Source organism: Modestobacter sp. URMC 112 (assembly GCF_053502575.1).
Window position 1 is genome coordinate 3,465,233 of record NZ_CP199957.1, and the last position, 24,910, is coordinate 3,490,142.

Below are 24,910 nucleotides of genomic sequence, written 5' to 3' on the forward strand. Positions count from 1 at the left end.
TCAGCCGATCCCCGGCGCGCCCGCGACGCTCTCACCGGTCGCCCGGTAGAGCAGGTACGCCGCGGTCTCCCGCACGATGTAGCGGAACTGCGTGGCCCGGGTCTGCACGGCCGGGCCCTGTCTGGTCGGTGAGCTGGTGGCGGTCATCCCGGCGTCCTCGGCCATCCGCTCGGCCCGCATCGCGTGCCACGGGTCGGTCACCAGCACCGCGCTCCCCCAGCCCCGCTCGGCGAACGCGGAGGCGACCGCCCGCATGCTCTCCAGCGTGTCGACGCCCTCGGGCACCGCCAGCAGCCCGTCGGCCGGGACGCCGGCGGACGCGAGGTAATCGCGGCCGGACTCGGCCTCGGTGAACTCGTCACCGGCGGCCTTGCCGCCCACCGTCACCACCACCGGCGCCACGCCGGCCTCGTACAGCCGCAGGGCGTGCTCCAGCCGGGCCTCGAAGATCGACGACGGGACGCCGTTGTACTGGGCCGACCCGAGGACCACGATCGCGTCGGACGAGGGACGGGCGTCCTGCCGCGCCGTCCACCAGATGGCCAGGCCGGTCGAGCCGACCAGCAGGAGCACGGCGGTGATCGCCGCACCCGCGAGCCGGCCGACCAGTCGTCCCGCCATCGCCGCCACAGGTCATGGGTACCACGGACCCCCGACGCCGGTGACCACCCCTGGGGACGGTGCGTCGCCGTCCCCAGCAGGCTCAGCCGGAGCGGCTGCCGCACACCTTCGTGCCGCCCTCGGGCACCACGACGAGCTGCGTCGTGGTCGCCTCTGCACCCTCGCCCCAGCGCACGCCGACCAGCTGGGCGGGGTCGCCGTCGTACTCGCCCGCACGGGACCCGGTGACCGTCGGCTCCCCGTCCTGCAGGTAGGCGTCGGCCAGCGCCTCGGGCGCCACGCGGGCCCGCTCGTCGTCGCACAGCAGGTCGTAGGCGGTCTCGACGTCGCCCTGGGACAGGGCTGCGGTGAAGACGCCGGCCACCTGCTGCGCCTGCTCCTCGCCCGAGCCCTTGACCAGCAGGATCCCGCCGACCATCAGGACGGCGACCAGCGCGGTGGCCCCGAAGACCGCCAGCAGCAGCCCCCGGCGCCGCCGCGGCGTGCCGGTGTGCAGCGGCGGCATCGGGTCGTCGTCGTAGAGGAAGGGACCGGTGGTGCTCATCCGCCACCCACCAGCAGCTCCGCGCCGGCCGGGGGCCGGGGGTCGTCCCGGTCGGCCAGCCAGCCCTCGGGCAGCGCGACCGGCCGCGGCGGGGTGGTGCGCCCGCGCGGGGCGCCGAGCACCGCCTCGGGATAGGGCTGGTCGGGGATCCGGTCCAGCAGCCCGGCCAGCTCGTCCAGGCCGCTGACCATGGCCAGCGCGCGGCGGACGTCGGAGCCGACCGAGAAGCCCTTGAGGTACCAGGCGACGTGCTTGCGGAAGTCGGTGCAGCCGTGCAGCTCCCCCTGGTCCGCCGAGAGCAGGCCGGCGTGCCGGTGCATCACCGCGGCCACCTCGCGCAGGGTCGGCAGCGCCCGGGTCGGTGAGCCGGCGAAGGCCGCGGCCAGGTCGCCGAACAGCCACGGTCGACCCAGGCAGCCCCGCCCGACGACGACCCCGGCGCAGCCGGTCGCGGCGACCATGGCCAGCGCGTCGTCGGCCTCCCAGAGGTCGCCGTTGCCCAGCACCGGGATGTCGACGGTCTCGACCAGCCGGGCGATGTGCGACCAGTCGGCGGTGCCGCTGTACAGCTGGTCGGCCGTCCGGCCGTGCAGCGTGATCGCCGCGGCACCCTCGTCCTGCGCGATCCGTCCGGCGTCCAGGTAGGTGACGTGCTCGGCGTCGATCCCGATCCGGGTCTTGACGGTGACCGGGACGTCGCCGGCGGCGCGGACCGCGGCGCGCACGATGTCGCGGAACAGCACCCGCCGCCACGGCAGCGCCGAGCCCCCGCCCTTGCGGGTCACCTTGGGCACCGGGCAGCCGAAGTTCAGGTCGACGTGCGCCGGCCGGGTGCCGGCGACCTGCTCGTCGACGAGCATCTCCACCGCCCGCGCGACGGTGGCCGGGTCGACGCCGTAGAGCTGGACGGAGAACGCGTCGGCCTCGTCGGTGGTCGCGCGGACCATCTGCAGGGTCTTCTCGTTCCGCTCCACCAGCGCGCGGGTGGTGATCATCTCGCAGACGTACAGCCCGGCCCCGAACTCGCGGCACAGCGTCCGGAACGCCGGATTGGTGATCCCGGCCATCGGCGCCAGGACGACGGCCGGGTCGACGGTCAACGCCCCCAGCCGCAGCGGCGGCAGCGCCGTCGCGCGCTCGAGGGTGCTGGTCACGACGTCCAGGGTAGGTGGCCCACCGGAGTGCCCGTGATCACGGAGCCGATCCTGTCGGCAGGGGCCCCTACCGTCCGCCCATGGAGACGACCCTCACGCCACCGATCGACTGGACCGCGCAGCTGGCCGAGCAGCTCGACCTGCACTGGCGCGCCCAGCTGCGCCCCCGCCTGGACGGGTTCACCGACGAGGAGTACCGCTGGGAGCCGGTGGCCGGCTGCTGGAACGTGCGACCCCGCGGCACCAGTGCCGCACCCATGGCCGTCGGGAGCGGCGACTTCACCATCGACTTCGCCCTCCCCGAGCCCGATCCCCCGCCGGTGACGACGATCGCCTGGCGGATCGGGCACCTCGTCGTGGGCGTGCTCGGCGCCCGGGCGGCCAGCCACTTCGGCGGGCCGCCGTTCGACTACGCGACCCACGAGTACCCCGGCGACGCCGCCACGGCCCTGGCCCAGCTCGACGCCACCTACGCCGCCTGGGCCGCGGGCGTCCGTGGGTTGGGCGAGGAGGACCTGCGGCGGGCGGTCGGCCCGGCCGAGGGGCCCTACGCCGACCGTCCGATGGCCGAGCTGGTGCTGCACATCAACCGGGAAGTGCTGCACCACGGCGCGGAGATCGCGCTGCTGCGTGACCTCTACCGCTGGCGCGACGCCGCCGGCTGAGCCGGCGGCGTGCCGCTAGCAGCCGGGGAGCTTGGCGGCGAGGTAGCCGGGGACGGCGTCCAGCCCGATCCGCTCCTGGCTCATCGAGTCCCGCTCCCGCACCGTCACCGCGTCGTCGGTGAGCGTGTCGAAGTCGACGGTCAGGCAGAACGGCGTGCCGATCTCGTCCTGCCGCCGGTAGCGGCGGCCGATGGCGCCGGCGTCGTCGAAGTCCACGTTCCAGTTCCGCCGCAGGGTGGCGGCCAGGTCGCGGGCCTTGGGCGACAGGTCGGCGTTCCGCGACAGCGGCAGGACGGCGGCCTTCACCGGCGCCAGCCGCGGGTCCAGCCGCAGCACCGTACGGGTGTCGACGCCGCCCTTGGCGTTGGGCGCCTCGTCCTCGGTGTAGGCCTCGACCAGGAACGCCATCAGCGAGCGGGTCAGCCCGGCCGCCGGCTCGATGACGTACGGCGTCCACCGCTCACCGGAGGCCTGGTCGAAGTAGGACAGGTCGGTGCCGGAGTGCTCGCTGTGCGTCTTCAGGTCAAAGTCGGTGCGGTTCGCGATGCCCTCGAGCTCGCCCCACTCCGAGCCGGTGAAGCCGAACCGGTACTCGATGTCGACGGTGCGGGTCGAGTAGTGGGACAGCTTCTCCTTCGGGTGCTCGTAGTGCCGCAGGTTGTCCGCCGAGATGCCGAGGTCGGTGTACCAGCGGGTCCGCTCGTCGATCCAGTACTGGTGCCACTCCTCGTCGCTGCCGGGCTGGACGAAGAACTCCATCTCCATCTGCTCGAACTCGCGGGTGCGGAAGATGAAGTTGCCCGGGGTGATCTCGTTGCGGAAGGACTTGCCGATCTGGCCGATGCCGAACGGCGGCTTGCGCCGGGCCGCGCCCATCACGTTGGCGAAGTTCACGAAGATGCCCTGGGCGGTCTCCGGGCGCAGGTAGTGCAGCCCGGACTCGTCCTCGACCGGGCCCAGGTAGGTCTTCAGCATCATGTTGAAGTCGCGGGGCTCGGTCCAGGAGCCCTTCACGCCGCAGTTCGGGCAGCTGATGTCGGCCAGGCCGTTCTCCGGCGCCCGGCCCTTCTTCTCCTCGAACTCCTCCTCCAGGTGGTCGGCGCGGAACCGCTTGTGGCAGTTCTGGCACTCGGTCAGCGGGTCGGTGAAGACGCCGACGTGACCGGAGGCCACCCAGGTCTGGCGGGGCAGGATCACCGAGGAGTCCAGGCCGACGACGTCGTCCCGGCTCTGCACCACGGTCCGCCACCACTGCTTCTTGATGTTCTCCTTCAGCTCCACGCCCAGCGGGCCGTAGTCCCAGGCCGAGCGGGTGCCCCCGTAGATCTCACCGGAGGGGAAGACGAACCCCCGCCGCTTGCAGAGGTTGACCACCTTGTCCAGGCGGGCCGGGTCGGCGGTACGGGGGGCGGGGGTCTCGCTGGGCACGGGGGCTCCATCCGGCTGGCGGTCGGCGGCGGCCTCCCTGCCGGGCCCGACACGAGCGGGCAGGGAGGACCTCAGAGACGGTAGTCGCCGCGCGGCGCGGGTCCCCGGGCGCACCGGCGGGGCAGCTCGACCGCTGCCCCGCCGGTGCTGCCGGTCAGACCGGCGGCCGCTGGTTGCCGGGCGTGTCGTCGACCGGGTCGACACCCGGGGTGGTGACGACCGGGTCCACGGTCCCCGGGACGGCCGGGTCCACGGTCCCCGGGATGGCCGGGTCCACCACCCCGGTGGCGGCCGGCTCGACGACGACGGTCTCGGTGACCGTGGTCGGCGGCGGGACGACGGTCGTCTCCGCGGCCACCTCCTCGTCCTGCCCGCTGCCGGAGCGGGCCGCGGCGGCCGCCGCCACCCCGACCGCAGCCGCGGCGACCCCGGCGGCGACGGCCTTGCCGGAGACCCCGGCCTTGCCGCTGTCGCCGCGCGAGTGCGCGGCGTCCTCCACTCCCGGGGTGCCGACGGACATGCCGGGGCTGACCGAGCCGCGCCAGGCGCCGCTGGCGTACCCCTGGTCCTCGATGAGCGCCTTGAACCGCTCCAGGTCCGAGGTCACCTGGCGCTCGACGATGCCGAGCTTGTCGCCGACCTGCTCCACGACGCCCTCGGGCTCGTACTCCAGCGTGAGGTGCACGATCGTCGACCCGGCGCCGGCCGGCTCGAAGCGCACGGCGCCGGCGTTCGTCGCGCCGCTCGTGGCCGCCCAGGCGACCTTCTGGTCGGGCACCTGCTCCAGGACGGCGGCGTCCCACTCCCGGCGGACCCCGGCGATCTCGGCGACCCAGTGCAGCCGCTGGTCACCTTCCTGCCGGACCTCCTTGACCCCGCCCATGAAGTGCGGGAAGTCCTCGAACTGCGTCCACTGGTCGTACGCCGTGCGTACCGGCACGTCGACCTGGATCGACTTCTCCACCCTGGTGGTCATCGCTCACGCTCCTCCGTCATCGGGCACTGCTGACATCCCCCACGAGCCGCCTACCCCGGTCCCCCGCAGCCGATGCGCTGCTGCGTGCGGCAGCTCACGGTGCCGTCCGGCTACCGACGGGTAATGACCACTCATGACCCACCTGCTCTCCGTCACCCGGTCCGGCCGGGGCGAGCCCCTGCTGCTGCTGCACGGCATGGGCAGCTCCCGCCGTGACTTCGCCGCCGTCCACCCGGCCCTGTCCGCGCGGTTCGAGGTGCTGGCGATGGACCTGCCCGGCGCGGGACGGTCGCGGCACCTGGACGAGCGGCCCACCGTCGCGGCGATCACCGATGCCGTCGAGCGCACCCTGGACGCCGAGCGACTGGGCACCGTGCACGTCCTGGGCAACTCTCTCGGCGCCCGGGTGGCGCTGGAGCTGGCCCGCCGCGGCCGCGCCCGGTCGGTCGTCGCCATCGCGCCGTCCGGGATGAACCTCCCCGCCGAGCGGGCCTACCAGGGAGCCGGCCTGGCGCTGGCCCGGGTGGCGTTCCGCTCCATCGCCCCCGTCCTGGAGCCGCTGTCGCGCTCCCGAGCGGGACGCGCGGCGCTGCTGACCGGCCTCAAGGCGCGCCCCCTCACCAGCACGGCGGAGGAGGTCCTCGGAGCGCGCGACGGCTTCTCCGACGCCCGTGACTACTGGCGGACGCTTCTGTGGGCGCTGCTGCTCGACGTCCCGCGCGGCATGGACCACATCGAGTGCCCGGTCACGCTGGTCCAGGGCACGGCCGACCTCGTCGCGGCGGGTCAGACGCCCCGCTACCTGGCGCTGATCCCCGGTTCCCGGTTCCGGCCGCTGCTCGCCGCCGGGCACGCGCCGCAGTCCGACCGGCCCGGCACGATCGTCCGGCTGGTGGAGCAGGCGGCCGCCCGCGCCGGCGGCGTCGTCCGGGAGCCGGCGGAGGCCGCCGACCGCATCGCCGCGTAGCGGGCGGTCACTCGGTCAGGTAGACCCCGGGCTCATCGACCGCGTGCACCCACACCGGCGCACCGGCGATCTTCACCTCGGCGGCCGACAGCGCCCGCCGGTAGGCGCCGACGCCGTCCCATGCCGTCCACAGCGCCAGCAGCCCCGGCTCGTCGGCGGAGGACCCCAGCGCGCCGTCCCGGAAGCCCGGCCGCTGCCGGAGCAGCTCCAGCAGCGCCCCCGCGGCGGTCGCCAGACCGGGGACGTCGGACTCCGCGGCCCGGAGCCGGGTGACGGCGAACACCGCGCCTCCTCCCCTGGCTCCGGCCAGAGTTGATACTGGTTCTCAGCTGCTCCGACGATGGTGGCATGCCGCCGGCCCAGCCCGCTCCGACCCGGTCGGTGCCGGCGGAGGTGCAGGGCGCGAGCGAGCTGCTCACCGCGCTGGCCGCCCCTCTCCGGCTGTCCATCGTGGCGCTGCTCGACGAGCACGGGACCCGCTGCGTGCATCAGCTCGTCGACGCCCTGGGCGTGCCCCAGCCGCTGGTGTCCCAGCACCTCCGGGTGCTGCGGGCCGCCGGCCTGGTCACCGGCGTCCGGCACGCCCGGCAGGTCGACTACCGGCTCGTCGACGGGCACGTGGCGCACATCGTCCGGGCGGCGCTCGCCCACGCCGGGCACGGCAGGCCGCCGCCCGGCACGAGCTGGTCCGTGAGCCGCGGCGGCCCCCTGCAGCAGGCCTAGGCGCTGCCGAAGCGACGCTGACGGGAGGCGTACTCCTCGCACGCGGCCCACAGGTGCCGGCGGTCGAAGTCCGGCCACAGCGTGTCGAGGAAGACCAGCTCGGCGTAGGCCGACTGCCAGAGCAGGAAGTTGCTGGTCCGGTTCTCCCCCGAGCTGCGCACGAAGAGGTCGACGTCGGGCATGTCCGGCTCGTCCAGGTAGCGGGCGACGGTCTCCTCGGTGACCTTGTCCGGCGACAGCCGGCCGGCGGCCACCTCGCAGGCGATCGCCGCCGCGGCGTCGGCGATCTCGGCCCGGCCGCCGTAGTTGACGCACATGGTGAGCGTCAGGACGTCGTTGTCGCGGGTCAGCTCCTCGGCGACCTCGAGCTCCTTGATGACGCTGCGCCACAGCCGCGGACGGCGCCCCGCCCAGCGCACCCGCACGCCGAGCTCGTGCATCTCGTCCCGGCGGCGGCGGATCACGTCCCGGTTGAAGCCCATCAGGAAGCGCACCTCGTCCGGGCTGCGCCGCCAGTTCTCGGTGGAGAAGGCGTAGGCGCTGATGGCGGTGACGCCCAGCTCGATGGCGCCCTCGACGCAGTCGAAGAGGGAGGACTCCCCCGCCTCGTGCCCGGCGGTCCGCGGCAGCCCCCGCTGCTTCGCCCACCGGCCGTTGCCGTCCATCACGATGGCCACGTGCCCGGGCACCCGGTCGGCGGGTATCTGCGGGGGACGGGCGCCCGACGGGTGCGGGTTCGGGGCCTTGACCTCCCGCCTCATCGTGCGGCTCACGTCCGGTCCACCAGCGGCAGGGAACGCAGCCCACGCTCCAGGTGCCACTGCAGCAGGGCGGCGACCAGGCCGCTGCCCTCCCGCCGGTTGGTGCCCAGGCTCGCCTCGGCGTAGGCCCAGTTCCCGCTCAACAGCGCCTCCAGCAGTTCGATGGTCACCGGGCTGGGCATCGCCGAGCCGGTGGGCCGGCACGCCGGGCACACCGTGCCGCCGGCCGGGACGGAGAAGTGCCGGTGCGGCCCGGCCTCGCCGCAGCGGGCGCAGTCCCCGAGGGCCGGCTCCCAGCCGGCCACCGACATGGCCCGCAGCAGGAACGCGTCCAGCACCAGCGCCGGCGGCTTCACGCCCTCGGCGAGGGTGCGGAGCGCGCCCACGACGAGCAGGAACATCCGCAGCTGCGGTTCCTTCTCCTCGGCGGTCAGCCGGTCGGCGGTCTCCAGCACCGCGGTGCCGGCGGTGTAGGCCCGGTAGTCGCCGACGACGGCGGGACCGTAGGCCCGGATCGACTCGGCCTGGCTGACGATGTCCAGGTTCCGGCCGGTGTAGAGCTGCAGGTCCACGTGGCTGAACGGCTCCAGCCGGGCGCCGAACTTGCTCTTCGTGCGGCGCACGCCCTTGGCCACCGCGCGCACCTTGCCGGTGCGCCGGGTGAGCACCGTGACGATGCGGTCGGCCTCCCCCAACTTCTGGGTGCGCAGCACGATGCCCTCGTCGCGGTACAGCGACTGCGGAGTCGAGCTCATTCAGTACCCGAGCCTGTTGAGCTTCTTCGGGTCGTCCTGCCACTCCCCCAGCACCGTGACGTGCAGGTCCAGGTGCACCCGGCCGCCGAGCAGCGTCTCCAGCCCGACCCGGGCCTCGCTGCCGATCGCCTTGATGGTCTGCCCGCCCTTGCCCAGCAGCATCGGCTTCTGGCTGGGCCGCTCGACGTGCAGCAGCGCGTGCACCTCGGTGAAGACGGCGTCCGCGTCCCGCGGGTCGGGCCTGCGGATGACCTCCTCGACGCTGACCGCGAGCGAGTGCGGCACCTCCTGGCGGACCTTCTCCAGCGCCGCCTCCCGCACCAGCTCGGCGATCTGCCGCTCGACGTCCTCGTCGGTGGTCTGCTCCTCGGGGTAGAGCGGCGGCCCCTCCGGCAGCATCCCGATCAGCAGGTCGCACAGCAGCTCCACCTGGTCGCCGGCCACGGCGCTCACCGGCACCACCTCGCGGGCCTCGACCAGCCCGCTGGCGGCCACCAGCTGGGCGGTGATCGCCTTCTTGCTCGCGGCGTCGGTCTTGGTGACCACCAGGACGACCGGGGTGGACACCTCCTTCAGCTGCCGGGCGATGTAGGCGTCGCCGGCGCCGACCGGCTGGTCGGCCGGGATGCAGAAGACGATGACGTCGACGTCGGACAGGGTGTCGCGGACGACGTCGTTGAGCCGCTGACCGAGCAGGCTCTTGGGCTTGTGCAGGCCCGGGGTGTCGACGAGCACCAGCTGGCCGGCCGGCCGGTGGACGACGCCACGGATGGCGTGCCGGGTGGTCTGCGGCCGGTTGCTGACGATGCCGACCTTCTCACCGACCAGCGCGTTGGTGAGGGTGGTCTTCCCGGCGTTGGGGCGGCCGACCAGGGCGGCGAAGCCGCTGCGGTACGGCGGGTGCTCGGGGGTGTCCACGGCGCCCAGTCTCCCACCCGGGTACGACGGTCCCGCCGGACCGGCCCGCGCCGCCTGGGATCATGACCGGCATGCCTCCCCGGTCCCGACGCGAACAGGGTGAGCCGCTCGTGGTGCGGGCGGCCCGCGACCGGGAGCGGCACATCAGCCAGGTGACCAGCTACGGCTTCTTCGCCCGCCGCGGGCCCAAGCGGTCGGTCACCGTCGTCCCCACGCCGCTGCGGTACTGGCAGTACGACGCGGCCAGCCCGACCGTCGTGCTGCTGACCGTCGCCGCCCTCGCCGCCTGGCTGGGCTTCCTGGCCTGGCGGGACGGCGCGGCCGCGGTGGCCACCGAGCTGCCGCTGGCCGTCGGCCTCGCCGCGCTGGTGCTGCTGGGGTCCACCGGGCGGCTGACCGTCTCCGACCACGGGGTTTCCACCGACATCGCCGGCCTGCGGCAGACGTCGTCCTTCGGCGTCGTGCCGCGGGTGCTGGTCACCGAGGTCCGCGCCGGCCGGCCGCCGGCCGGCTGGCCCCGGCCCAAGCGGCGGGGCGGGTGGTGGCCCGGCCGGCAGCGGGTGAGCGTCCGGCACCTGGGCGGGGACGCGCTGACCGAGCAGGCGTTCACCGTGTGGGTCCGCGACCCGGCCGCCTTCGCCGACGCCCTGGACCAGCCGCTTCTCTGACGTCCCGGGCGCGCTTTCGGTACCGAAAGCGCGCCCGGGTGGTCCGGCTCAGCTCACGAGGTGGCGCGGAGGGTGCCGTCGGGGCCGGCCAGGTGCACGGGTGCGGACGGCGTCAGGTCGCGGACGGCGGCCAGTCCGGCCTCCTCGACGGCGTCCGCAGCCGTGACGACGGCGGCCGCCTCCAGCCCGGTGACCCCGCTGGACACCGCCGCGGCGACCGCCGCCTGCAGCGCCGACAGCCGCAGCGAGGGCAGCGCCACGGTGGCGGCCAGGTAGGTGCGGCCGTCGGTGTCGCGGACCGCGGCCCCCTCAGGGGCGCCGGTGCGGCCGCGGGCGGACCGGGCCAGGGTGACGAGCTTGGCGTCCTCGGGGTCGGGGTCGAGTTCGGTCACGGAACGAGTGTCCTTCCGGTGGATCCGGCCCTCCCGCAGGGGCCCGGCGCGAGCTTGCGAGCGGTGGGGGGCGGGAGGGTCCTTCCTCAGCCTTCCACGGCCGCCGGATGACGGCCGACCGCCGTGCTCCCCGAAGCCGTGGCGCCGGTGTGCTCGGCCGGCTCACCGGGAGCCGACTCGCCGTCCGCGTGGTCGCCGTCGGGCCGGCCGGCGTCGGGCCGCTCGCCGGTGTCCTCGGCTCCGGGCTCGGGCAGCCGGCAGACCAGCAGGGTGTCGATCCGGTTGCGCCGGCCGCCGGTGCTCTCCGCGACCAGCCGCAGGCCGCCGACCTCGGCGGCCGAGCCCTCGATGGGCACCCGGCCCAGCTCCCGGGCCAGCAGCCCGCCGACGGTCTCGACGTCGTCGTCCTCGGGCAGCTCGACCTTGAACAGGTCGGCCAGGTCGCCGACCGGCAGCCGGGCGGTGATCCGCACCGAGCCGTCGGCCAGCTCCTCGACCGGCGGCCGCTGGACGGTGTCGTGCTCGTCGTCGATCTCGCCGACGATCTCCTCGAGGATGTCCTCGATGGTGACCAGGCCCGCGAAGCCGCCGTACTCGTCGACGACGACGGCCATGTGGGTGCGCCGGGCCTGCATCTCGCGGAGCAGCTCGTCGACCGGCTTGGACTCCGGCACGAAGCTCGCCGGGCGCATGAGCTCGTCGACCCGGGGCCCGCCGCGGGGGTCGGCGTTGCCCTGCGAGCGGCGGACGAGGTCCTTGAGGTAGACGATGCCCAGCACGTCGTCCACGTTCTCGCCGATGACCGGGATCCGGCTGAACCCGCTGCGCAGCGCCAGCGCCAGGGCCTGCCGCAGCGACTTGGTGCTCTCGATCCACACCACGTCCGGGCGGGGCACCATGACCTCGCGGGCGATGGTGTCGCCGAGCTCGAACACCGAGTGGATCATGTTGCGCTCGCCGGTCTCGACGACGCCGCGCTCCTCGGCCATGTCGACCAGCTCGCGCAGCTCGACCTCGCTGGAGAACGGTCCGTCGCGGTAGCCGCGGCCCGGGGTGATCGCGTTGCCCAGCAGGATGAGCAGCGTCGACAGCGGGCCGAGGACCCGGCCGAGCAGCCGGATCAGCGGCGCCCCGGCCAGCGCGATCCCGTAGGCGTGCTGCCGGCCCAGGGTGCGCGGACCGACCCCGACCAGCACGTAGCTGACCACGGTCATCACCGCCGCGGCGGTGACCACCCCGAGGGCGATGCCGTCGAAGAGCACGAAGAAGACCACGGCCACCAGCACGGCCGCGGTCATCTCGCAGGCGATCCGCAGCAGGAGCAGCAGGGACACGTGCCGGGCGCGGTCGTCCACGACCCGGACCAGGGCAGCGGCGCGCTTGACGCCGTCCCGGCGCATCTCCTCCACCCGCGCCTTGGACAGCCGCTGCAGGGCGGCGTCCAGGGCGGCGAAGACGCCGGCCACCAGGACCAGGACGACGGCGATCACCAGCAGGACCACCGCGGTGGGGCTCATCGGGGCCCTGGCTCCCCGGCGGCCGGAGCCGGACCCGCGGGCTCGCCGGTCACCGGGTCCCGCGGGGTGGAGCGCCAGCCGTCGAGCAGCCGCTGCTGCAGGCCGAACATCTCCTTCTCCTCCTCGGGCTCCATGTGGTCGTAGCCCAGCAGGTGCAGCACGCCGTGGGTGGCCAGCAGCAGCAGCTCGTCGCCCATCGAGTGGCCGGCCGCGCGGGCCTGCCGGACGGCGACGGCGGGACACAGCACCACGTCACCCAGCAGCGCCGGCCCGGGGTCGGGGTCGTCGGGCCGGGCGGTGTCCAGCTCGTCCATCGGGAAGGCCAGGACGTCGGTGGGGCCCTTCTCGCCCATCCACCGCTCGTGCAGGCTGGCCATGTACTCGACGTCCACGCACAGCACCGACAGCTCGGCCAGCGGGCTGACGTCGAGCTCGCCGAGCACGTACCGGCAGACCCCGGCCAGGGCCTGCTCGTCGACGGTGATGTCGGACTCGTTCGCGACCTCGACGGCCACGCTCAGCTCCCCTGCTGCCGGCGCGGCCGGGTCGACCGGGCCGGCGCGGCGGCGTGCTGGTGCTCGGGCTGCCGCGCGGCGTCCCAGCGCTCGTAGGCGTCGACGATGTCGCCGACCAGCCGGTGCCGGACGACGTCGGTGCTGGTCAACTGGGCGAAGTGCACGTCGTCGATGCCGTCGAGGATGTCCCGGACGATCCGCAGGCCGCTCTGCGCGCCCCCGGGCAGGTCGACCTGGGTGACGTCGCCGGTGACGACCATCTTCGAGCCGAAGCCGAGCCGGGTGAGGAACATCTTCATCTGCTCGGCGGTGGTGTTCTGCGCCTCGTCGAGGATCACGAACGCGTCGTTCAGGGTCCGGCCGCGCATGTAGGCCAGCGGGGCCACCTCGATGGTGCCGGCCTGCATCAGCCGCGGGATGGACTCCGGGTCGACCATGTCGTGCAGCGCGTCGTACAGCGGCCGCAGGTAGGGGTCGATCTTGTCCGAGAGCGACCCGGGCAGGAAGCCCAGCCGCTCACCGGCCTCCACCGCGGGGCGGGTGAGGATGATCCGGTTGACCTGCTTGGTCTGCAGCGCCTGCACGGCCTTGGCCATGGCCAGGTACGTCTTGCCGGTGCCGGCCGGGCCGATGCCGAAGATGACCGTGTGCGCGTCGATGGCGTCGACGTAGCGCTTCTGGTTCAGCGTCTTGGGCCGGATGGTGCGGCCCCGGCGGCTGAGGATGTCGAGGCTGAGCACCTCCGCCGGGCGCTCGGAGCCGCCGCTGCGCAGCATGCCGACGACCCGGCGGACCGAGTCCGGCCGCAGCGCCTGGCCGGTGGCCAGCAGGGCGATGAGCTCGTCGAACACCCGCACGGCGAAGGCGTTGTCCGCCGGCTGCCCGGTGACGGTGATCTCGTTGCCCCGGACGTGGACGTCGGCGGCCAGCTCGGCCTCGACCAGCCGGAGCAGCTCGTCGCCGGAACCGAGGAGGGCGACCATCGAGACGGACTCGGGGACGGTGATGGCGGTGCGGACGGCGGCCGGCGCCCCGCCCGCGGGGGTGGACCCGCCCGCCGTGGTCTCGTCGAGAGCGGCGGCACGCGCCGAGCTCTCCAGGGACGTGCTGCTACCGGTGGGGGCGGCGTCTGGTGCGGTGTCGGGCAAGAACGCTCGACCCTGCCTTCCTGCGACGGGGCTGTGACCGGTCCAGCCTACCCGCGCGGGGAGCCCGCCAACCCGGTTCCGGGGTGATCCTGGTCGGCTCAGCGCCCGGTGTAGCCCGCCTTCCCCGGCCCCTCGGCGAGGAAGGAGGCGACCGCGCCGCGGAGGTCCTCGGTGCCGAAGAGCAGGCCGGACACCGCGGGCACGACGTCGTCGGCGGCCCGCGCCCCCTCCCGGACGGCGGTGGCGACCAGCCGCTTGGTGGCGGCGTGGGCCACGGTCGGGCCGGCGGCGACCCGGTGGGCGTACGCGCGGGCGGCCTCGGCGAACCCCTCGTCGGGCAGCACCCGGTTGACCACGTTCCACCGCTCCAGCACCGCCGCCGGGTAGCGCTCACCGGTGAAGACCAGCTCCCGGGCCCGCGCCGGGCCCGCGCGCTCGGCCAGCCGCTGCGGCCCGCCCATCGACGGGGTCAGCCCCACCACGATCTCGACCAGGCCGAAGGAGGCGCCCTCGGCGGCGAGCAGCACGTCGCAGCCCAGCGAGATCTCGAACGCCGCGGTGAGGGTGAGGCCGTGCGCGGCGAAGACCGTGGGCACCGGCAGGTCCTCGAGCGTCTGCACCGTGCGCAGCAGCCGGGCCCACAGCGCGCCGCCCCGCGCGACGGCGTCGGGCCCCTCGGCGATCTCGGCGAAGAGGTGCACGTCCACGCCCGCGGACACCACCCGGCCGCGGGCCTCCAGCAGCACCGCCCGGGCCCGGTCCGGACGTCCGGGCTCGGTCAGCGCCACCAGCTCGGTCGTCACCCGCTCCCAGGCGTCGAACACCGCCGCGTCGAACAGGTTCAGCGGCGGGTTGTCGAGGACGACGACGGCGACGTCGCCGTCCTGCTCGACCCGGACGGGCGCTGTGCTCTCGGTCACGTCCCGATCCTGGCCCATCCCCGGCGGGGACGCCGGTCAGCCCGGGGGCCAGCCCATCGGGCGGCCGCCCAGGACGTGCAGGTGCACGTGCTGCACCGTCTGCCCGGCGGCCGGGCCGGTGTTGGTCACCAACCGGTAGCCCGGCTCCGCGGAGTCCGCGGTGACCAGGCCCTCCTGCTCGGCCACCGCGTGCGCCGCGGCGACGACCTCGGCGAGCAGCTGCGGGTCGGCGCCCACCAGCAGCCCGGCGGTGGCGTGGTGGTCCTTGGGGACGACCAGCACGTGGGTGGGCGCCTGCGGGTTGATGTCCCGGAAGGCCAGCGTGCGGTCGGTCTCGTGGACGACGTCGGCCGGGATCTCCCCGGCCACCATCCGGCAGAAGAGGCAGTCCCCCGTGTTCCCGGTCACGGACGCGACCCTAGTTCAGCGCCTGGTCCGGGTGTGGGCGACCATGTGACCCACCGTCGACCAGGAGGCTGCCGTGCCCGCTCCCCGCCCCCACCCGAGGACGTAGTGGGCGCCGCCCGCGCCGTCCGGTCGGATGGTCCCGCAGCACCACACCCGCTCTCCCGGCGGCGCTTCCTCGCCGTCACCGCCGCCGCCCTCACCGCCCCGCTGGCCGCCTGCGGCGACGACCCCCCGGCCGCCTCGGAGACCGACCGCCGGCTGGTCATCGGCGCGATCCCCGACCAGGACCCCGAGGTGCTGCAGCGCCAGCACCGCACCGTCGCCGACGCCCTGTCCGCCGGGCTCGACCTCGACGTCAGCTACCAGTCGGTCACCGACTACGGCGCCGCGGTCTCGCTGTTCCGCACCGGCGACCTGGACCTCGTCTGGTTCGGCGGGCTGACCGGCGTCCAGGCCCGGCTGCAGACCCCTGGCGCCCTGCCGCTCGTCCAGCGCGACATCGACGCCGACTTCCACTCCGTCTTCGTGGTCAACGCCGCCACCGGGCTGGCGCCGTCGGACGACCTCACCCCGCTGGCCGACCTCCGCTTCACCTACGGCAGCGAGACCTCGACGTCCGGCCGGCTGATGCCGGCGTGGTTCCTCCAGCAGCAGGGCGTCGACCCGGAGGGCTTCCCCGGCGGCCCGGGGTTCTCCGGCTCCCACGACGCCACCCTCGCCCTGGTCGCCACCGGCAGCTACCAGGCCGGCGTGCTCAACGAGCAGGTGTGGACCGCGCGGACCGAGGAGGGACTGGTCGACCCGGCGGTGGTCCGCTACTCGCGGACGCCGGGCTTCTCCGACTACCACTGGCTGCTCGGGCCGTCGGCCGTCCAGCGGCTGGGCGAGGACCTGCCCGCCCGGCTGACCGTCTGGTTCACCGGTCTGTCCGCCGACGACGCGGACGCCGCCGAGGTCCTCGACCTGTTCGGCGCCGGCTCGTTCGTGCCCACCGAGGCCGGCAACTACGACGCGATCGAGCAGATCGGCCGTCAGCTCGGGCTGATCACCTGACCGCCGTCCTGCGGCTGTCGGGGGTGGTGGTCCGGTACGGCGGCACGCCCGCGCTGGACGGGGTCGACCTGACCGTGGCCGCCGGCGAGCGGGTGGCCGTGGTCGGCCCGTCCGGAGCCGGGAAGTCGACGCTGCTGGCCCTGGCCAACGGCGCCGTGCCGCCGACGGCCGGGGAGGTGCGGGTGCTCGGCGCCGACCCGGGCGCGCTCCGCGGCCGGGAGCTGCGCCGGCTGCGAGCGCGGGTGGGCACCGTGCACCAGCACCTGGAGCTGGTCGACCGGCTGCGGGTGGTGCACAACGTCAACGCCGGCCGGCTGGGGAGCTGGCCGGCGTCCCGGGCGGCCTGGTCGCTGGTCAGCCCGCAGGGGCTGCCCGAGGTCCTCGACGCGCTCGCGCAGCTCGAACTGGCCGACCGGGTCTTCGAGCGCACCGACCGGCTCTCCGGCGGGCAGCGGCAACGGGTGGCCGTCGCCCGGCTGCTGGTCCAGCGCCCGGAGCTGGTCCTCGCCGACGAGCCGGTGTCCGCCCTCGACCCGTCCCTGGCCGACCGGGTGCTCGGGCTGCTGGCCGGGCCGGCTGACCGCGGCGGCGCGCTGGTGGCCGCCCTGCACGACCCGGCGCTGGCGCTGCGGCACTGCACCCGGGTGGTCGGCCTGGTCGCCGGGCGGGTGGTCCTCGACGCGCCCGCGGCGGCGCTGTCCACCGGCGATCTGGCCGACTTCTACGGGGCGCCGCGGTGACCGCCGTCCTGGACGCGCCCCCGCGGGCGGTCCGGCCCCGGCTGCGCCGCGACCGGGCCCGGTGGGGCTGGGGCCTGGCCGCGGTCGCCGTCCTCGGCTGGTCGCTGGCCGGCGCCGGCCTGTTCGACGGCGACGTGGTCAACCCCGCAGGGGCCGCCCAGTTCGGCCGGTTCGCCGCCGCCGCGCTGTCCCCCGCGCTCGACGGCCCCTTCCTGGACGTGCTCGCCTCCTCGGTGCTGGTCACCGTCGCCTACGCGGCACTGGGCGCGGCGCTGGCCGTGCTGCTCGGCGCGGTCGGGGCGGTCGGCGTCGCCCGCACCACGTGGGGACGGCGCCGCACCGGCTGGGCCCTGGTCCGCGGTGCGCTGGCCGTGCCCCGCGGGCTGCACGAGGCGGTGTGGGGGCTGCTGCTGGTCAACGTGCTGGGCCTGGACCCCTGGGTCGGCGTGCTGGCCATCGGGCTGCCCTACGGCGCGGTCACCGCCAAGGTGTTCGCCGACCTGCTCGACGAGGTGCCCCGCGGCGCGCACGACGCGCTGCTGGCCGCCGGGGCCGGCCGGGCCACCGCCGTCCTCTACGGGCTGCTCCCCCCGGCGTCGGGCGGGCTGCTCGGCTACTCCTTCTACCGACTGGAGTGCGCGGTGCGCTCCGCGGTCGTGCTCGGCCTGATCGGGGCCGGCGGGCTGGGACAGCAGCTGTCGCTGTCGTTCGCCTCGCTGCGCTGGGAGCAGGTGTGGTCCTGCGTCTACGCACTGGCGACGCTGTGCCTGCTCGCCGACGGCGCCGGACGGGCCGTCCGCCGCCGGCTGGCCGAGCCGCGCGGCGCCGGCGACCGGCTGGTCCGGGACGCGGTGCTCACCGCCGCGGTGCTGGCCGCCCTCGCCCTAGTCGGGTGGGCGTGGTGGTACCTGGCCGTCTCCCCCGCCACGCTGGTCGCCGACCGGACCGCCGAGCAGCTGGCCCACGTCCTCGCGGCCGCCTGGCCGCCGGACACCTCCGGCGACCTGCTGGCCGCCCTGGTGTCGGCGTCGGTCGACACGGTGCAGATGTCGGTGATCGCCGTCGCGGTGGCCACGCTGGGAGCCGTGCTGCTCGCGGGCGTCGCCGCCCGCCCCCCGGGACGCCCCGGGCCGGGACGGCGGCTGTCCGGGGCGCTCGTCCGCGGCGGGTTCCTGCTGCTGCGCGCGGTGCCCGCCCCGGTGTGGGCGCTGGTGCTGCTGTTCGTGCTGCTCCCCGGCGTGCTGCCCGGCGCGCTGGCGCTGGGCGTCTACACCCTGGGCGTGCTCGGCCGGCTGGCCGCCGAGGCCACCGAGGAGCTCGACCCGCGGCCTCGGGCGGCGCTGACCGCGCTGGGGGCGCACCCGGCCGCGGGCTGGCTGTACGGCGTCCTCCCGCGGGCGACCGGACCGGTGCTGGCGTTCGCGCTGTACCGGTGGGAGGTCGCGGTCCGGGACAGCGTGCTGGTCGGCGTGCTCGGCGCCGGCGGCCTGGGCGCGTTGCTCGCCACCGGGCTGGCCACCTTCGACTGGGCCGCGGTCGCCACGACCCTGGTGGTCCTGGTGCTGCTGACCCTGGCCGTCGACCTGGTCAGCGCCCGCGCCCGCGCCGCCCTGCGCTGACCGCCCCAGCCGCCGTCTCCGCACTCGCCGCCCGCTCCCTCCTCGAGTTGATCATCGGCGTCTTGCCCGCCGTGCCGGCGTGTGAGGCCGTGTCACTGGCAAGAAGCCCATGATCGACTACTGAAGAGGTGGGTCGGGCCGCGGACTACGCCCAGCGGGTCCTGGTGCTGAGCACCGCGAGGGCGGCGGCGCCGGCGGTCGACGTCCGCAGCACCTCCTGGCCCAGCCGGACCGACCGCGCGCCGGCCGCGCGGAACGCCACCACCTCGCCGTCGGTCAGCCCGCCCTCGGGGCCGACGATGACCGCGATCGAGCCGGTGCGCGGCACCTCGACGCGGGTCAGCGGCTGGCGGGCCTGCTCGTGCAGCACCAGGGCGAGGTCGAGCTCCCCGAGCATCCCGCAGACCTGACGGGTGCTCATCGGCTCGGTCACCTCGGGCACCCGCGGGCGGCGGGCCTGCTTGCTGGCGGCCCGGGCCGTGGCGCGCCACCGCGCGAGCCCCTTGTCCACCCGGCCCTCGCGCCACCTGGTGACGCAGCGGGACGCCGTCCACGGCACGATCCGGTCGACGCCGAGCTCGGTGGCCAGGTCGACGGCCAGCGGCCCGCGATCGCCCTTGGGCAGTGCCTGGACCAGCACGAACTCCGGCTCCGGCGCGGGGACCTCGTGCCGGGCGACGACCTGCACGACCAGGGTGCCGGCGTCGGCGGACAGCGCTGCGCCCTCGACCAGCAGGCCGCGCCCGTCGCTGACCCGGACCCGCTCGCCCGGCTGCAGCCGCAGCACGTCGACGGCGTGCCGGCCCTCCGGCCCGCCGACGGTCAGCTGCTCGGTGTCGGGGACCTCGTCGAGCAGGAACAGCGGGGTCCCGTCGAGGTCCGGGGCGGCGTCCGTGGGCCCGGATCCGGTCACTTGAACGCGTCGCGCACCCGGGAGAACAGACCGCCCTGCGGGGCGCCGCTGCCGTCGGGCAGCTCCTCCCCGCGCAGGGTGGCCAGCTCCCGCAGCAGCTGGCGCTGCCGGTCGTCGATCCGGGTGGGGGTCTGCACGTCGACGTGCACCATCAGGTCGCCGCGGCCGGTGCCGCGCAGCCGGGGTGCCCCGTGCGCCCGCAGGTTCAGCACGCTGCCGGACTGGGTGCCGGCCTTGATGTCGAGGTCCTCGACGCCGTCCAGGGTCTGCAGCTTGAGGGTGGTGCCGAGCGCCGCCGCGGTCATCGGCAGGGTGACCCGGCAGTGCAGGTCCTCGCCGTCCCGGGTGAACACCTCGTGCGGCCGCTCGTGCACCTCGACGTAGAGGTCGCCGGCCGGACCGCCGCCGGGGCCCACCTCGCCGTGCCCGGCGAGCCGGATCCGCATGCCGTCCTCGATGCCGGCCGGGACCTTGACCGGGATCGTCCGGCGGGCCCGCACCCGGCCGTCCCCGGCGCACTTGGGGCACGGCTCGGGGATGACCTGGCCGGTGCCGCCGCAGGTCGGGCAGGGCCGCGTGGCCACCACCTGGCCGAGGAAGGAGCGCTGCACGCTCTGCACCTCGCCGCGGCCGTCGCAGGTCGTGCAGGAGGTGGGGTGCGTGCCCGGGGCGGTGCCCGCGCCGGTGCAGGTGTCGCACAGCACCGCGGTGTCGACGGTGATGTCGGTGGTGGTGCCGAAGACGGTCTCGTCGAGGTCGAGGTCGACCCGGATCAGCGCGTCGCCGCCGGCGCGGGTCCGGCTGCGCGGTCCGCGGGTCGTGGTGCCGCCGAAGAAGGCGTCCATGATGTCGCCGAGCCCGCCGAAGCCGGCGCCCTGGCCGAACGGGCTGCCACCGCCGCGGCCGGTGTCGTACGGGTCGCCGCCCAGGTCGACGATCCGCCGCTTCTCCGGGTCGGTGAGCACCTCGTAGGCCCGGCTGACCTCCTGGAAGCGCTCCTTGGCCTCGGGCTCGGGGTTGACGTCGGGGTGCAGGTCCCGGGCCAGCCGCCGGTAGGCGCGCTTGATGTCGTTGTCGCTGGAGCCCGGGGCCAGGCCCAGCACGCCGTAGTAGTCGGTCGCCATCGAAGTGTTCTCGCCCCTCAGCTCTCGGCCAGCAGTTGGCCGACGTAGCGGGCCACGGCTCGTACCGCGGCCATGTTGCCTGCGTAGTCCATCCGGGTCGGTCCGACGACGCCCAGGCCGCCGAGGGCCTGGTCACCGGAGCCGTAGCCCACGGAGACGAACGACGCGCCGGTGAGCGCCTCGTGCTCGTTCTCCTCGCCGATGCTCACCATCACCGTGCTCGGCCCCACCTCGGCCATCAACCGCAGGACCACGACCTGTTCTTCCAGGGCCTCCAGCAGCGGGCGCACGCTGCCGTGGAAGTCCAGCGCGCTGCCGCGGGTGAGGTTGGCGGTGCCGCCGATGACCAGGCGGTCCTCGGTGGGCTCCACCAGCGTCTCGAGCAGCGTGGCACTGACCGCCGCGACCAGACCGCGCAGGTGCGGCGGCGCGTTGTCCACCAGGTCCGCGACCTTGCCGCTGGCCTCGGCCAGCTTGGCGCCGGCGAAGGCGGCGTTGAGCAGCGTGCGCAGCTCGGCGACGGTCTCGGTGTCGGCCTCGGTCGCCGTCTCGACCACCCGCTGCTCCACCCGGCCGGTGTCGGTGATCAGCACCACGAGCAGCCGGTGCACCGTCAGCGGGACCAGTTCCAGGTGCCGGACGGCGCTGCGCGACAGCGTCGGGTACTGGACGACGGCGACCTGCCGGGTCAGCTGCGCGAGCAGCCGCACCGTCCGGCCCAGCACGTCGTGCAGGTCGACGGCACCGTCGAGGAACTTCTCGATCGCCTTGCGCTCGGCCACCGACAGCGGCTTGACCGCCGACAGCCGGTCGACGAAGAAGCGGTAGCCCTTGTCGGTGGGCACCCGGCCGGCGCTGGTGTGCGGCTGGGTGATGTACCCCTCCTCCTCGAGCACCGCCATGTCGTTGCGGATCGTGGCGGGGCTGACGCCCAAGTCGTACCGGGCGGCCAGGGCCTTGCTGCCCACCGGGTCGTTGGTGGAGACGTAGTCCTGGACGATGGCCCGCAGCACCTGCAGGCGCCGGTCGTCGTGCGCCACGGCGGACACCTCCGTACGGGTCGACGGGTCCGCGCGCCGGACGCCCCGCACCACCGGCAGGTGGCTGGCACTCGCACGGACCGAGTGCCAGCATACGACCGTCGTCCCCCGGGGGCAGCGACTCGCGGGGGCGCTCACTACCCTGGGACCGGTCGACGGACCCGAGCCGGCGGGGCCGAGGAGTGGGGGTCTGTCCTGATCTTCAAGGCGGTTCGGGACGGGCGGCCGTACCCCGAGCACAACTTCTCCACCCGCGACTGGGCGCAGATCCCCCCGCGGCAGCTCCGGCTCGACGCGCTGATCACGACCAAGCGCGAGCTGGCGCTGGACGCGCTGCTGGCCGACGACTCCACCTTCTACGGCGACCTGTTCCCGCACGCCGTGCAGTGGCAGGGTGAGCTGTACCTCGAGGACGGACTGCACCGGGCGCTGCGCGCGGCGCTGCAGCAGCGCACCGTGATCCACGTGCGGGTGCTGGACCTGGACACCCTCATCCAGTCCCCGTCCGGGGAGTCCACCGCGGCCGCCGACCCGGCCACTGGTCCGCAAGCCGGTCCGCATGCCGGCCCCGCCGCCGGTGCCACGCGCCCGGCGTCACCCGGCGAGCTCGCCGACACCTCCGCCCCGTGGGGCTCCGGGCCGTGGGGCGCGGCCGCGCGCGGCGGCGCCTAGATCTCTCCACCACGATGGGCGTGCGGAACTACCTGGTCGACGGCCTCTCCGGCACCGGCAAGACCTCGGTCTGCGACGAACTGCAGCGCCGCGGCCACCGCGCCGTCCATGGTGACCGCGAACTCGCCTACGTCGGTGATCCGGAGACGGGCGAACCGCGGGACGTCCCCGCGCACGAACACCACGTCTGGGACGTGGACGAGGTCAGAGCCCTGGTCGCCGACAGGACCGACCCTGCGACGTTCTTCTGTGGTGGCTCCCGGAACTCCTCGAGGTTCATCGACCTGTTCGACGGCGTGTTCGTCCTCGTCGTCGACGTGGACACACTGAACAGGCGGCTCGACGGACGACCGGACGACGAGTGGGCCGGCGGAGAGCCGGTGGAACGCGAGCGGATCGTGCGATGGCACGAGACGGGGCGGGGTGTCCCGGACGGCATCCCGATCGACGCCGCCGCACCGATCGCCGACGTCGTCGACGACATCCTCCGTCACGTCGACGCGCGGACCAGCTAGGACGCCGCGGTCCGGTCGGCTGCGAGCGGCGCGCCATGGCTCCTCGCGGGATCTGCGGTCTCGTGGCTTCGGGCGCCCGAAGCCCGCGCGAGACCGCAGATCTCGCGAGCCGGACGTCCCCGCGGGAACGCCTCGGGGAGCGAATGTCGGACCCCGCCGGGGCCGAGGTTGTCCGGCCGGGGCCGGCGGGTGCAGGCTCCGGGCCGTGACGATCCGGTGGTTCACCGATGCCGACCGGGACGAGCAGGCGCGGGTCGCCCGGCAGCAGGTCGAGCGGGACGAGCTGCTGATGACCTTCGCCGGGTGGCTGGAGGACCGTGTCGGACACCACGGGCCGTTCACCGTGCCCCGGCTGACCCCCGAGACGGAGGCCCGCCTGATCCAGCTCCTGCGGGACGCGAAGGCCCCACCCGCAACCGGCTAGAGCCAGCCCTTCTCCTCGGCCACCCGCGCGGCCTCCACCCGGGTGCGGGCGCCGGTCTTGCCGATCGCCGAGGACAGGTAGTTGCGGACCGTCCCCTCGGAGAGGAACAACCGCCCGGCGATGTCGGCGACGGTGGCCCCGCCCGCCGCGGCGCGGAGCACGTCGGCCTCCCGAGCTGACAGCGGCGTGGCCCCCAGCGCCAGCGCCGCCGCGGCCAGGTCCCGGTCGATGACCCGCTCCCCGTCGACCACCGCGCGGATGGCCCGGGCCAGCTCGGCGACCGGGGAGTCCTTCACCAGGAAGCCGGCCGCCCCCACCTCCATCGCCCGACGCAGGAAGCCCGGCCGGCCGAAGGTGGTGAGCACCACGGCCCGGACGGCGGGCAGCTCCGCGGCGAGCTCGCGGGCCGCCTCGATGCCGTCACGCCCGGGCATCTCGATGTCCAGCAGGGCCACGTCGGGAGCGGCGGCGCGGGCCGCGGTCAGCACCTCGTCCCCCCGGCCGACCTCGGCCACGACCTCGATGTCCGGCTCCAGGTCCAGCAGCGCCCGCAGCGCCCCGCGCACCAGCGTCTGGTCCTCGGCCAGCAGCACCCGGATCGTCATGCGGGCAGCACCGCTGCCGACTCGGGCACCAGCGGCACCGTGGCGTGCACCCGGTACCCGCCGCCGTCCATCGGGCCGGCGTCCAGCTCCCCGCCCAGCGCGCCGACCCGCTCCCGCAGGCCGGTGAGCCCAGCCCCGTCGGACCTGCCCGTGGTCCCCGCGCCGGTCCCGGCGCCGTCGTCGGTGACGGTCAGCTCCACCCGGACACCGTCCTCGACGAGGTCGACGGTCACCGTCCGGGCCCGGCTGTGCCGCAGCACGTTGGTGGTGGCCTCCCGCACCACCCAGCCCAGCGCGGCGTCGACCCCGCCGGGGAGCGTGGGCACCCGGTCGGGCCGGTGCAGCGCGATGCCCGCGCCGGACAGCGCCGCCCGCGCCTCGGCCAGCGCCTGCGCGCAGCTGACCTGCCGGTACCCGCTGACCGCCTCCCGGACCTCGGCCAGTGCCTTCCGGGCGGCCTCCTCGACGTCGGCCATCTCCTGCGCGGCGCGCCGCGGGTCGGCCTCGGCCAGCCGGCGCGCGAGCTCGCTCTTCAGCGCGATCAACGACAGCGAGTGGCCGAGCAGGTCGTGCAGGTCGCGGGCGAAGCGGAGCCGCTCCTCGGCCACCGCGTTCCGGGCCAGCTCCTCACGGGCCTCCTGCAGCTCCCGGTTGACGGTGATCAGGTAGCGCATCCCCCGCAACGCGAACGCGGTCAGCAGGCAGCACACCGGCAGGAGCAGCAGTCCCCACTCCCCGCCGGCGGCCAGCACGGCAGCGGACACGGCCGCCGCGGCGAGCACGGCCGGCCACACCCAGCGCTCGGGGAGCACGCTGGCGGCGGCCGCGGAGACGTAGATCAGCAGGCCGGCCCAGGGTGGGCCCATCGCCACCGCCAGACCCACCCCCAGCACGGCCACCGCGAGGAAGTCCCACCGCGGTCCGGGGCGGGCGGCGAGTCCGCTCATGGTCCGCAGGTAGACGACGGTGAAGACGACGAGCCCCGCCGCCGCGAGCAGCCGGACGCCGGGCGACCGCTCGGTGCGGACCAGGTCCAGGACCGGGAAGACCTGGAACAGCAGCCAGGGCAGGGCGAAGCCCATCCGCTGCCACCGGCTCGGCTCCGTCACCATGGCGACAGTCTCC

At 75.0% G+C, this 24,910-nt stretch carries 30 protein-coding genes; 10 read left to right on the forward strand and 20 right to left on the reverse strand.

The genetic code is table 11. The features are described 5' to 3' along the window. The 3 genes from ACWIX6_RS16360 to dusB form a co-directional block, all read right to left on the reverse strand. Complete coding sequence (locus ACWIX6_RS16360; RefSeq protein WP_448617004.1) at positions 1-621, reverse strand: YdcF family protein; 621 nt, start codon at positions 619-621, stop codon at positions 1-3. Between the two features lie 82 nt (positions 622-703). Continuing rightward, a complete protein-coding gene (locus ACWIX6_RS16365; protein WP_448613492.1) occupies positions 704-1,165 on the reverse strand; it encodes an Rv0361 family membrane protein in 462 nt (153 codons plus the stop codon). After that, positions 1,162-2,319 carry a tRNA dihydrouridine synthase DusB gene (gene dusB / locus ACWIX6_RS16370; protein ID WP_448613493.1) on the reverse strand — a complete coding sequence of 386 codons (1,158 nt, stop codon included), beginning with the start codon at positions 2,317-2,319 and terminating at the stop codon, positions 1,162-1,164. Before dusB ends, ACWIX6_RS16365 begins: the two co-directional genes overlap by 4 nt. 80 nt (positions 2,320-2,399) lie before the next feature. On the opposite strand from dusB, the gene ACWIX6_RS16375 reads away from it, so the two are divergent. Beyond that, entirely contained in the window at positions 2,400-2,984 is a 585-nt protein-coding gene (locus tag ACWIX6_RS16375; protein ID WP_448613494.1) for a DinB family protein, read from the forward strand. Between the two features lie 15 nt (positions 2,985-2,999). Here the strand turns inward: ACWIX6_RS16375 and ACWIX6_RS16380 are convergent, their stop codons facing one another. Both ACWIX6_RS16380 and ACWIX6_RS16385 read right to left on the reverse strand, forming a co-directional pair. Continuing rightward, entirely contained in the window at positions 3,000-4,412 is a 1,413-nt protein-coding gene (locus tag ACWIX6_RS16380) for a glycine--tRNA ligase (protein ID WP_448613495.1), read from the reverse strand. A 154-nt stretch (positions 4,413-4,566) separates the two neighbouring features. After that, on the reverse strand, positions 4,567-5,388 hold the full coding sequence (locus ACWIX6_RS16385) for an SRPBCC family protein (protein ID WP_448613496.1): 822 nt from the start codon (positions 5,386-5,388) through the stop codon (positions 4,567-4,569). 133 nt (positions 5,389-5,521) lie between these two features. Here ACWIX6_RS16385 and ACWIX6_RS16390 point away from each other — a divergent pair, with 133 nt between their 5' ends. After that, on the forward strand, positions 5,522-6,355 hold the full coding sequence (locus ACWIX6_RS16390; protein ID WP_448613497.1) for an alpha/beta fold hydrolase: 834 nt from the start codon (positions 5,522-5,524) through the stop codon (positions 6,353-6,355). A gap of 7 nt (positions 6,356-6,362) precedes the next feature. On the opposite strand, the gene ACWIX6_RS16395 is transcribed toward ACWIX6_RS16390, so the two are convergent. Then, complete coding sequence (locus ACWIX6_RS16395; protein ID WP_448613498.1) at positions 6,363-6,638, reverse strand: antibiotic biosynthesis monooxygenase family protein; 276 nt, start codon at positions 6,636-6,638, stop codon at positions 6,363-6,365. A gap of 65 nt (positions 6,639-6,703) precedes the next feature. Here ACWIX6_RS16395 and ACWIX6_RS16400 point away from each other — a divergent pair, with 65 nt between their 5' ends. Beyond that, positions 6,704-7,078, forward strand: a complete 375-nt coding sequence (locus ACWIX6_RS16400) for an ArsR/SmtB family transcription factor (RefSeq protein ID WP_448613499.1) — start codon at positions 6,704-6,706, stop codon at positions 7,076-7,078. Here ACWIX6_RS16400 and ACWIX6_RS16405 read toward each other — a convergent pair. From ACWIX6_RS16405 to era, 3 genes are read right to left on the reverse strand one after another with little or no spacing between them, the layout of a single operon-like run. Continuing rightward, complete coding sequence (locus ACWIX6_RS16405) at positions 7,075-7,851, reverse strand: isoprenyl transferase (protein WP_448613500.1); 777 nt, start codon at positions 7,849-7,851, stop codon at positions 7,075-7,077. The genes ACWIX6_RS16400 and ACWIX6_RS16405 overlap by 4 nt on opposite strands. Then, positions 7,848-8,594 carry a DNA repair protein RecO gene (gene recO, locus ACWIX6_RS16410; RefSeq protein WP_448613501.1) on the reverse strand — a complete coding sequence of 249 codons (747 nt, stop codon included), beginning with the start codon at positions 8,592-8,594 and terminating at the stop codon, positions 7,848-7,850. The genes ACWIX6_RS16405 and recO overlap by 4 nt, the downstream gene beginning before the upstream one ends. Beyond that, positions 8,595-9,512 carry a GTPase Era gene (era, locus tag ACWIX6_RS16415; protein WP_448613502.1) on the reverse strand — a complete coding sequence of 306 codons (918 nt, stop codon included), beginning with the start codon at positions 9,510-9,512 and terminating at the stop codon, positions 8,595-8,597. Between the two features lie 71 nt (positions 9,513-9,583). Here era and ACWIX6_RS16420 point away from each other — a divergent pair, with 71 nt between their 5' ends. Then, the gene (locus ACWIX6_RS16420) at positions 9,584-10,180 is read left to right on the forward strand and encodes a hypothetical protein (protein ID WP_448613503.1); all 597 of its coding nucleotides are present in this window, start codon (positions 9,584-9,586) and stop codon (positions 10,178-10,180) included. A 53-nt stretch (positions 10,181-10,233) separates the two neighbouring features. On the opposite strand, the gene ACWIX6_RS16425 is transcribed toward ACWIX6_RS16420, so the two are convergent. From ACWIX6_RS16425 to ACWIX6_RS16450, 6 genes are all read right to left on the reverse strand, one after another. Then, positions 10,234-10,572, reverse strand: a complete 339-nt coding sequence (locus tag ACWIX6_RS16425; RefSeq protein WP_448613504.1) for a cytidine deaminase — start codon at positions 10,570-10,572, stop codon at positions 10,234-10,236. An 86-nt stretch (positions 10,573-10,658) separates the two neighbouring features. Continuing rightward, positions 10,659-12,089, reverse strand: a complete 1,431-nt coding sequence (locus ACWIX6_RS16430; protein WP_448613505.1) for a hemolysin family protein — start codon at positions 12,087-12,089, stop codon at positions 10,659-10,661. Continuing rightward, positions 12,086-12,604 carry an rRNA maturation RNase YbeY gene (gene ybeY, locus ACWIX6_RS16435; protein ID WP_448613506.1) on the reverse strand — a complete coding sequence of 173 codons (519 nt, stop codon included), beginning with the start codon at positions 12,602-12,604 and terminating at the stop codon, positions 12,086-12,088. Before ybeY ends, ACWIX6_RS16430 begins: the two co-directional genes overlap by 4 nt. A 2-nt stretch (positions 12,605-12,606) precedes the next feature. Then, on the reverse strand, positions 12,607-13,752 hold the full coding sequence (locus ACWIX6_RS16440; RefSeq protein ID WP_448613507.1) for a PhoH family protein: 1,146 nt from the start codon (positions 13,750-13,752) through the stop codon (positions 12,607-12,609). Positions 13,753-13,850: 98 nt separating this feature from the next. Continuing rightward, the gene (locus ACWIX6_RS16445) at positions 13,851-14,672 is read right to left on the reverse strand and encodes an enoyl-CoA hydratase/isomerase family protein (RefSeq protein ID WP_448613508.1); all 822 of its coding nucleotides are present in this window, start codon (positions 14,670-14,672) and stop codon (positions 13,851-13,853) included. A gap of 36 nt (positions 14,673-14,708) precedes the next feature. Continuing rightward, the gene (locus tag ACWIX6_RS16450) at positions 14,709-15,080 is read right to left on the reverse strand and encodes a histidine triad nucleotide-binding protein (protein ID WP_448613509.1); all 372 of its coding nucleotides are present in this window, start codon (positions 15,078-15,080) and stop codon (positions 14,709-14,711) included. A gap of 105 nt (positions 15,081-15,185) precedes the next feature. Between ACWIX6_RS16450 and ACWIX6_RS16455 the strand changes: the two genes are divergently transcribed. Genes ACWIX6_RS16455 through ACWIX6_RS16465 form a run of 3 tightly spaced genes read left to right on the forward strand, consistent with a single transcriptional unit; the run spans position 15,186 to position 18,492 of the window. Then, complete coding sequence (locus ACWIX6_RS16455; RefSeq protein WP_448613510.1) at positions 15,186-16,133, forward strand: putative selenate ABC transporter substrate-binding protein; 948 nt, start codon at positions 15,186-15,188, stop codon at positions 16,131-16,133. Positions 16,134-16,156: 23 nt separating this feature from the next. Next, a complete protein-coding gene (locus ACWIX6_RS16460; protein ID WP_448613511.1) occupies positions 16,157-16,873 on the forward strand; it encodes a phosphonate ABC transporter ATP-binding protein in 717 nt (238 codons plus the stop codon). Next, positions 16,870-18,492 carry a PhnE/PtxC family ABC transporter permease gene (locus ACWIX6_RS16465; RefSeq protein WP_448613512.1) on the forward strand — a complete coding sequence of 541 codons (1,623 nt, stop codon included), beginning with the start codon at positions 16,870-16,872 and terminating at the stop codon, positions 18,490-18,492. The genes ACWIX6_RS16460 and ACWIX6_RS16465 overlap by 4 nt, the downstream gene beginning before the upstream one ends. Before the next feature lie 145 nt (positions 18,493-18,637). On the opposite strand, the gene ACWIX6_RS16470 is transcribed toward ACWIX6_RS16465, so the two are convergent. The 3 genes from ACWIX6_RS16470 to hrcA are packed head-to-tail and all read right to left on the reverse strand — an operon-like array spanning position 18,638 to position 21,569. Beyond that, complete coding sequence (locus ACWIX6_RS16470) at positions 18,638-19,405, reverse strand: 16S rRNA (uracil(1498)-N(3))-methyltransferase (protein WP_448613513.1); 768 nt, start codon at positions 19,403-19,405, stop codon at positions 18,638-18,640. Beyond that, a complete protein-coding gene (gene dnaJ, locus ACWIX6_RS16475; RefSeq protein ID WP_448613514.1) occupies positions 19,402-20,529 on the reverse strand; it encodes a molecular chaperone DnaJ in 1,128 nt (375 codons plus the stop codon). Before dnaJ ends, ACWIX6_RS16470 begins: the two co-directional genes overlap by 4 nt. Before the next feature lie 17 nt (positions 20,530-20,546). Further along, the gene (gene hrcA / locus ACWIX6_RS16480; protein ID WP_448613515.1) at positions 20,547-21,569 is read right to left on the reverse strand and encodes a heat-inducible transcriptional repressor HrcA; all 1,023 of its coding nucleotides are present in this window, start codon (positions 21,567-21,569) and stop codon (positions 20,547-20,549) included. Positions 21,570-21,653: 84 nt separating this feature from the next. Between hrcA and ACWIX6_RS16485 the strand changes: the two genes are divergently transcribed. The 3 genes from ACWIX6_RS16485 (at position 21,654) to ACWIX6_RS16495 (ending at position 23,180) form a co-directional block, all read left to right on the forward strand. Further along, positions 21,654-22,241 (forward strand): type II toxin-antitoxin system VapB family antitoxin, encoded by a 588-nt coding sequence (locus ACWIX6_RS16485; protein WP_448613516.1) that lies wholly within the window; start codon positions 21,654-21,656, stop codon positions 22,239-22,241. A gap of 20 nt (positions 22,242-22,261) precedes the next feature. Continuing rightward, positions 22,262-22,756, forward strand: a complete 495-nt coding sequence (locus ACWIX6_RS16490; protein WP_448613517.1) for an AAA family ATPase — start codon at positions 22,262-22,264, stop codon at positions 22,754-22,756. 205 nt (positions 22,757-22,961) lie between these two features. After that, positions 22,962-23,180, forward strand: a complete 219-nt coding sequence (locus tag ACWIX6_RS16495) for a hypothetical protein (protein WP_448613518.1) — start codon at positions 22,962-22,964, stop codon at positions 23,178-23,180. Here the strand turns inward: ACWIX6_RS16495 and ACWIX6_RS16500 are convergent. Both ACWIX6_RS16500 and ACWIX6_RS16505 read right to left on the reverse strand, forming a co-directional pair. Then, positions 23,177-23,785, reverse strand: a complete 609-nt coding sequence (locus ACWIX6_RS16500; protein WP_448613519.1) for a response regulator transcription factor — start codon at positions 23,783-23,785, stop codon at positions 23,177-23,179. The two genes, ACWIX6_RS16495 and ACWIX6_RS16500, sit on opposite strands and share 4 nt — an antisense overlap. Further along, positions 23,782-24,897: a sensor histidine kinase gene (locus ACWIX6_RS16505; protein WP_448613520.1), complete on the reverse strand. Its 1,116-nt coding sequence runs from the start codon at positions 24,895-24,897 to the stop codon at positions 23,782-23,784. Before ACWIX6_RS16505 ends, ACWIX6_RS16500 begins: the two co-directional genes overlap by 4 nt. Positions 24,898-24,910 lie beyond the last annotated feature (13 nt).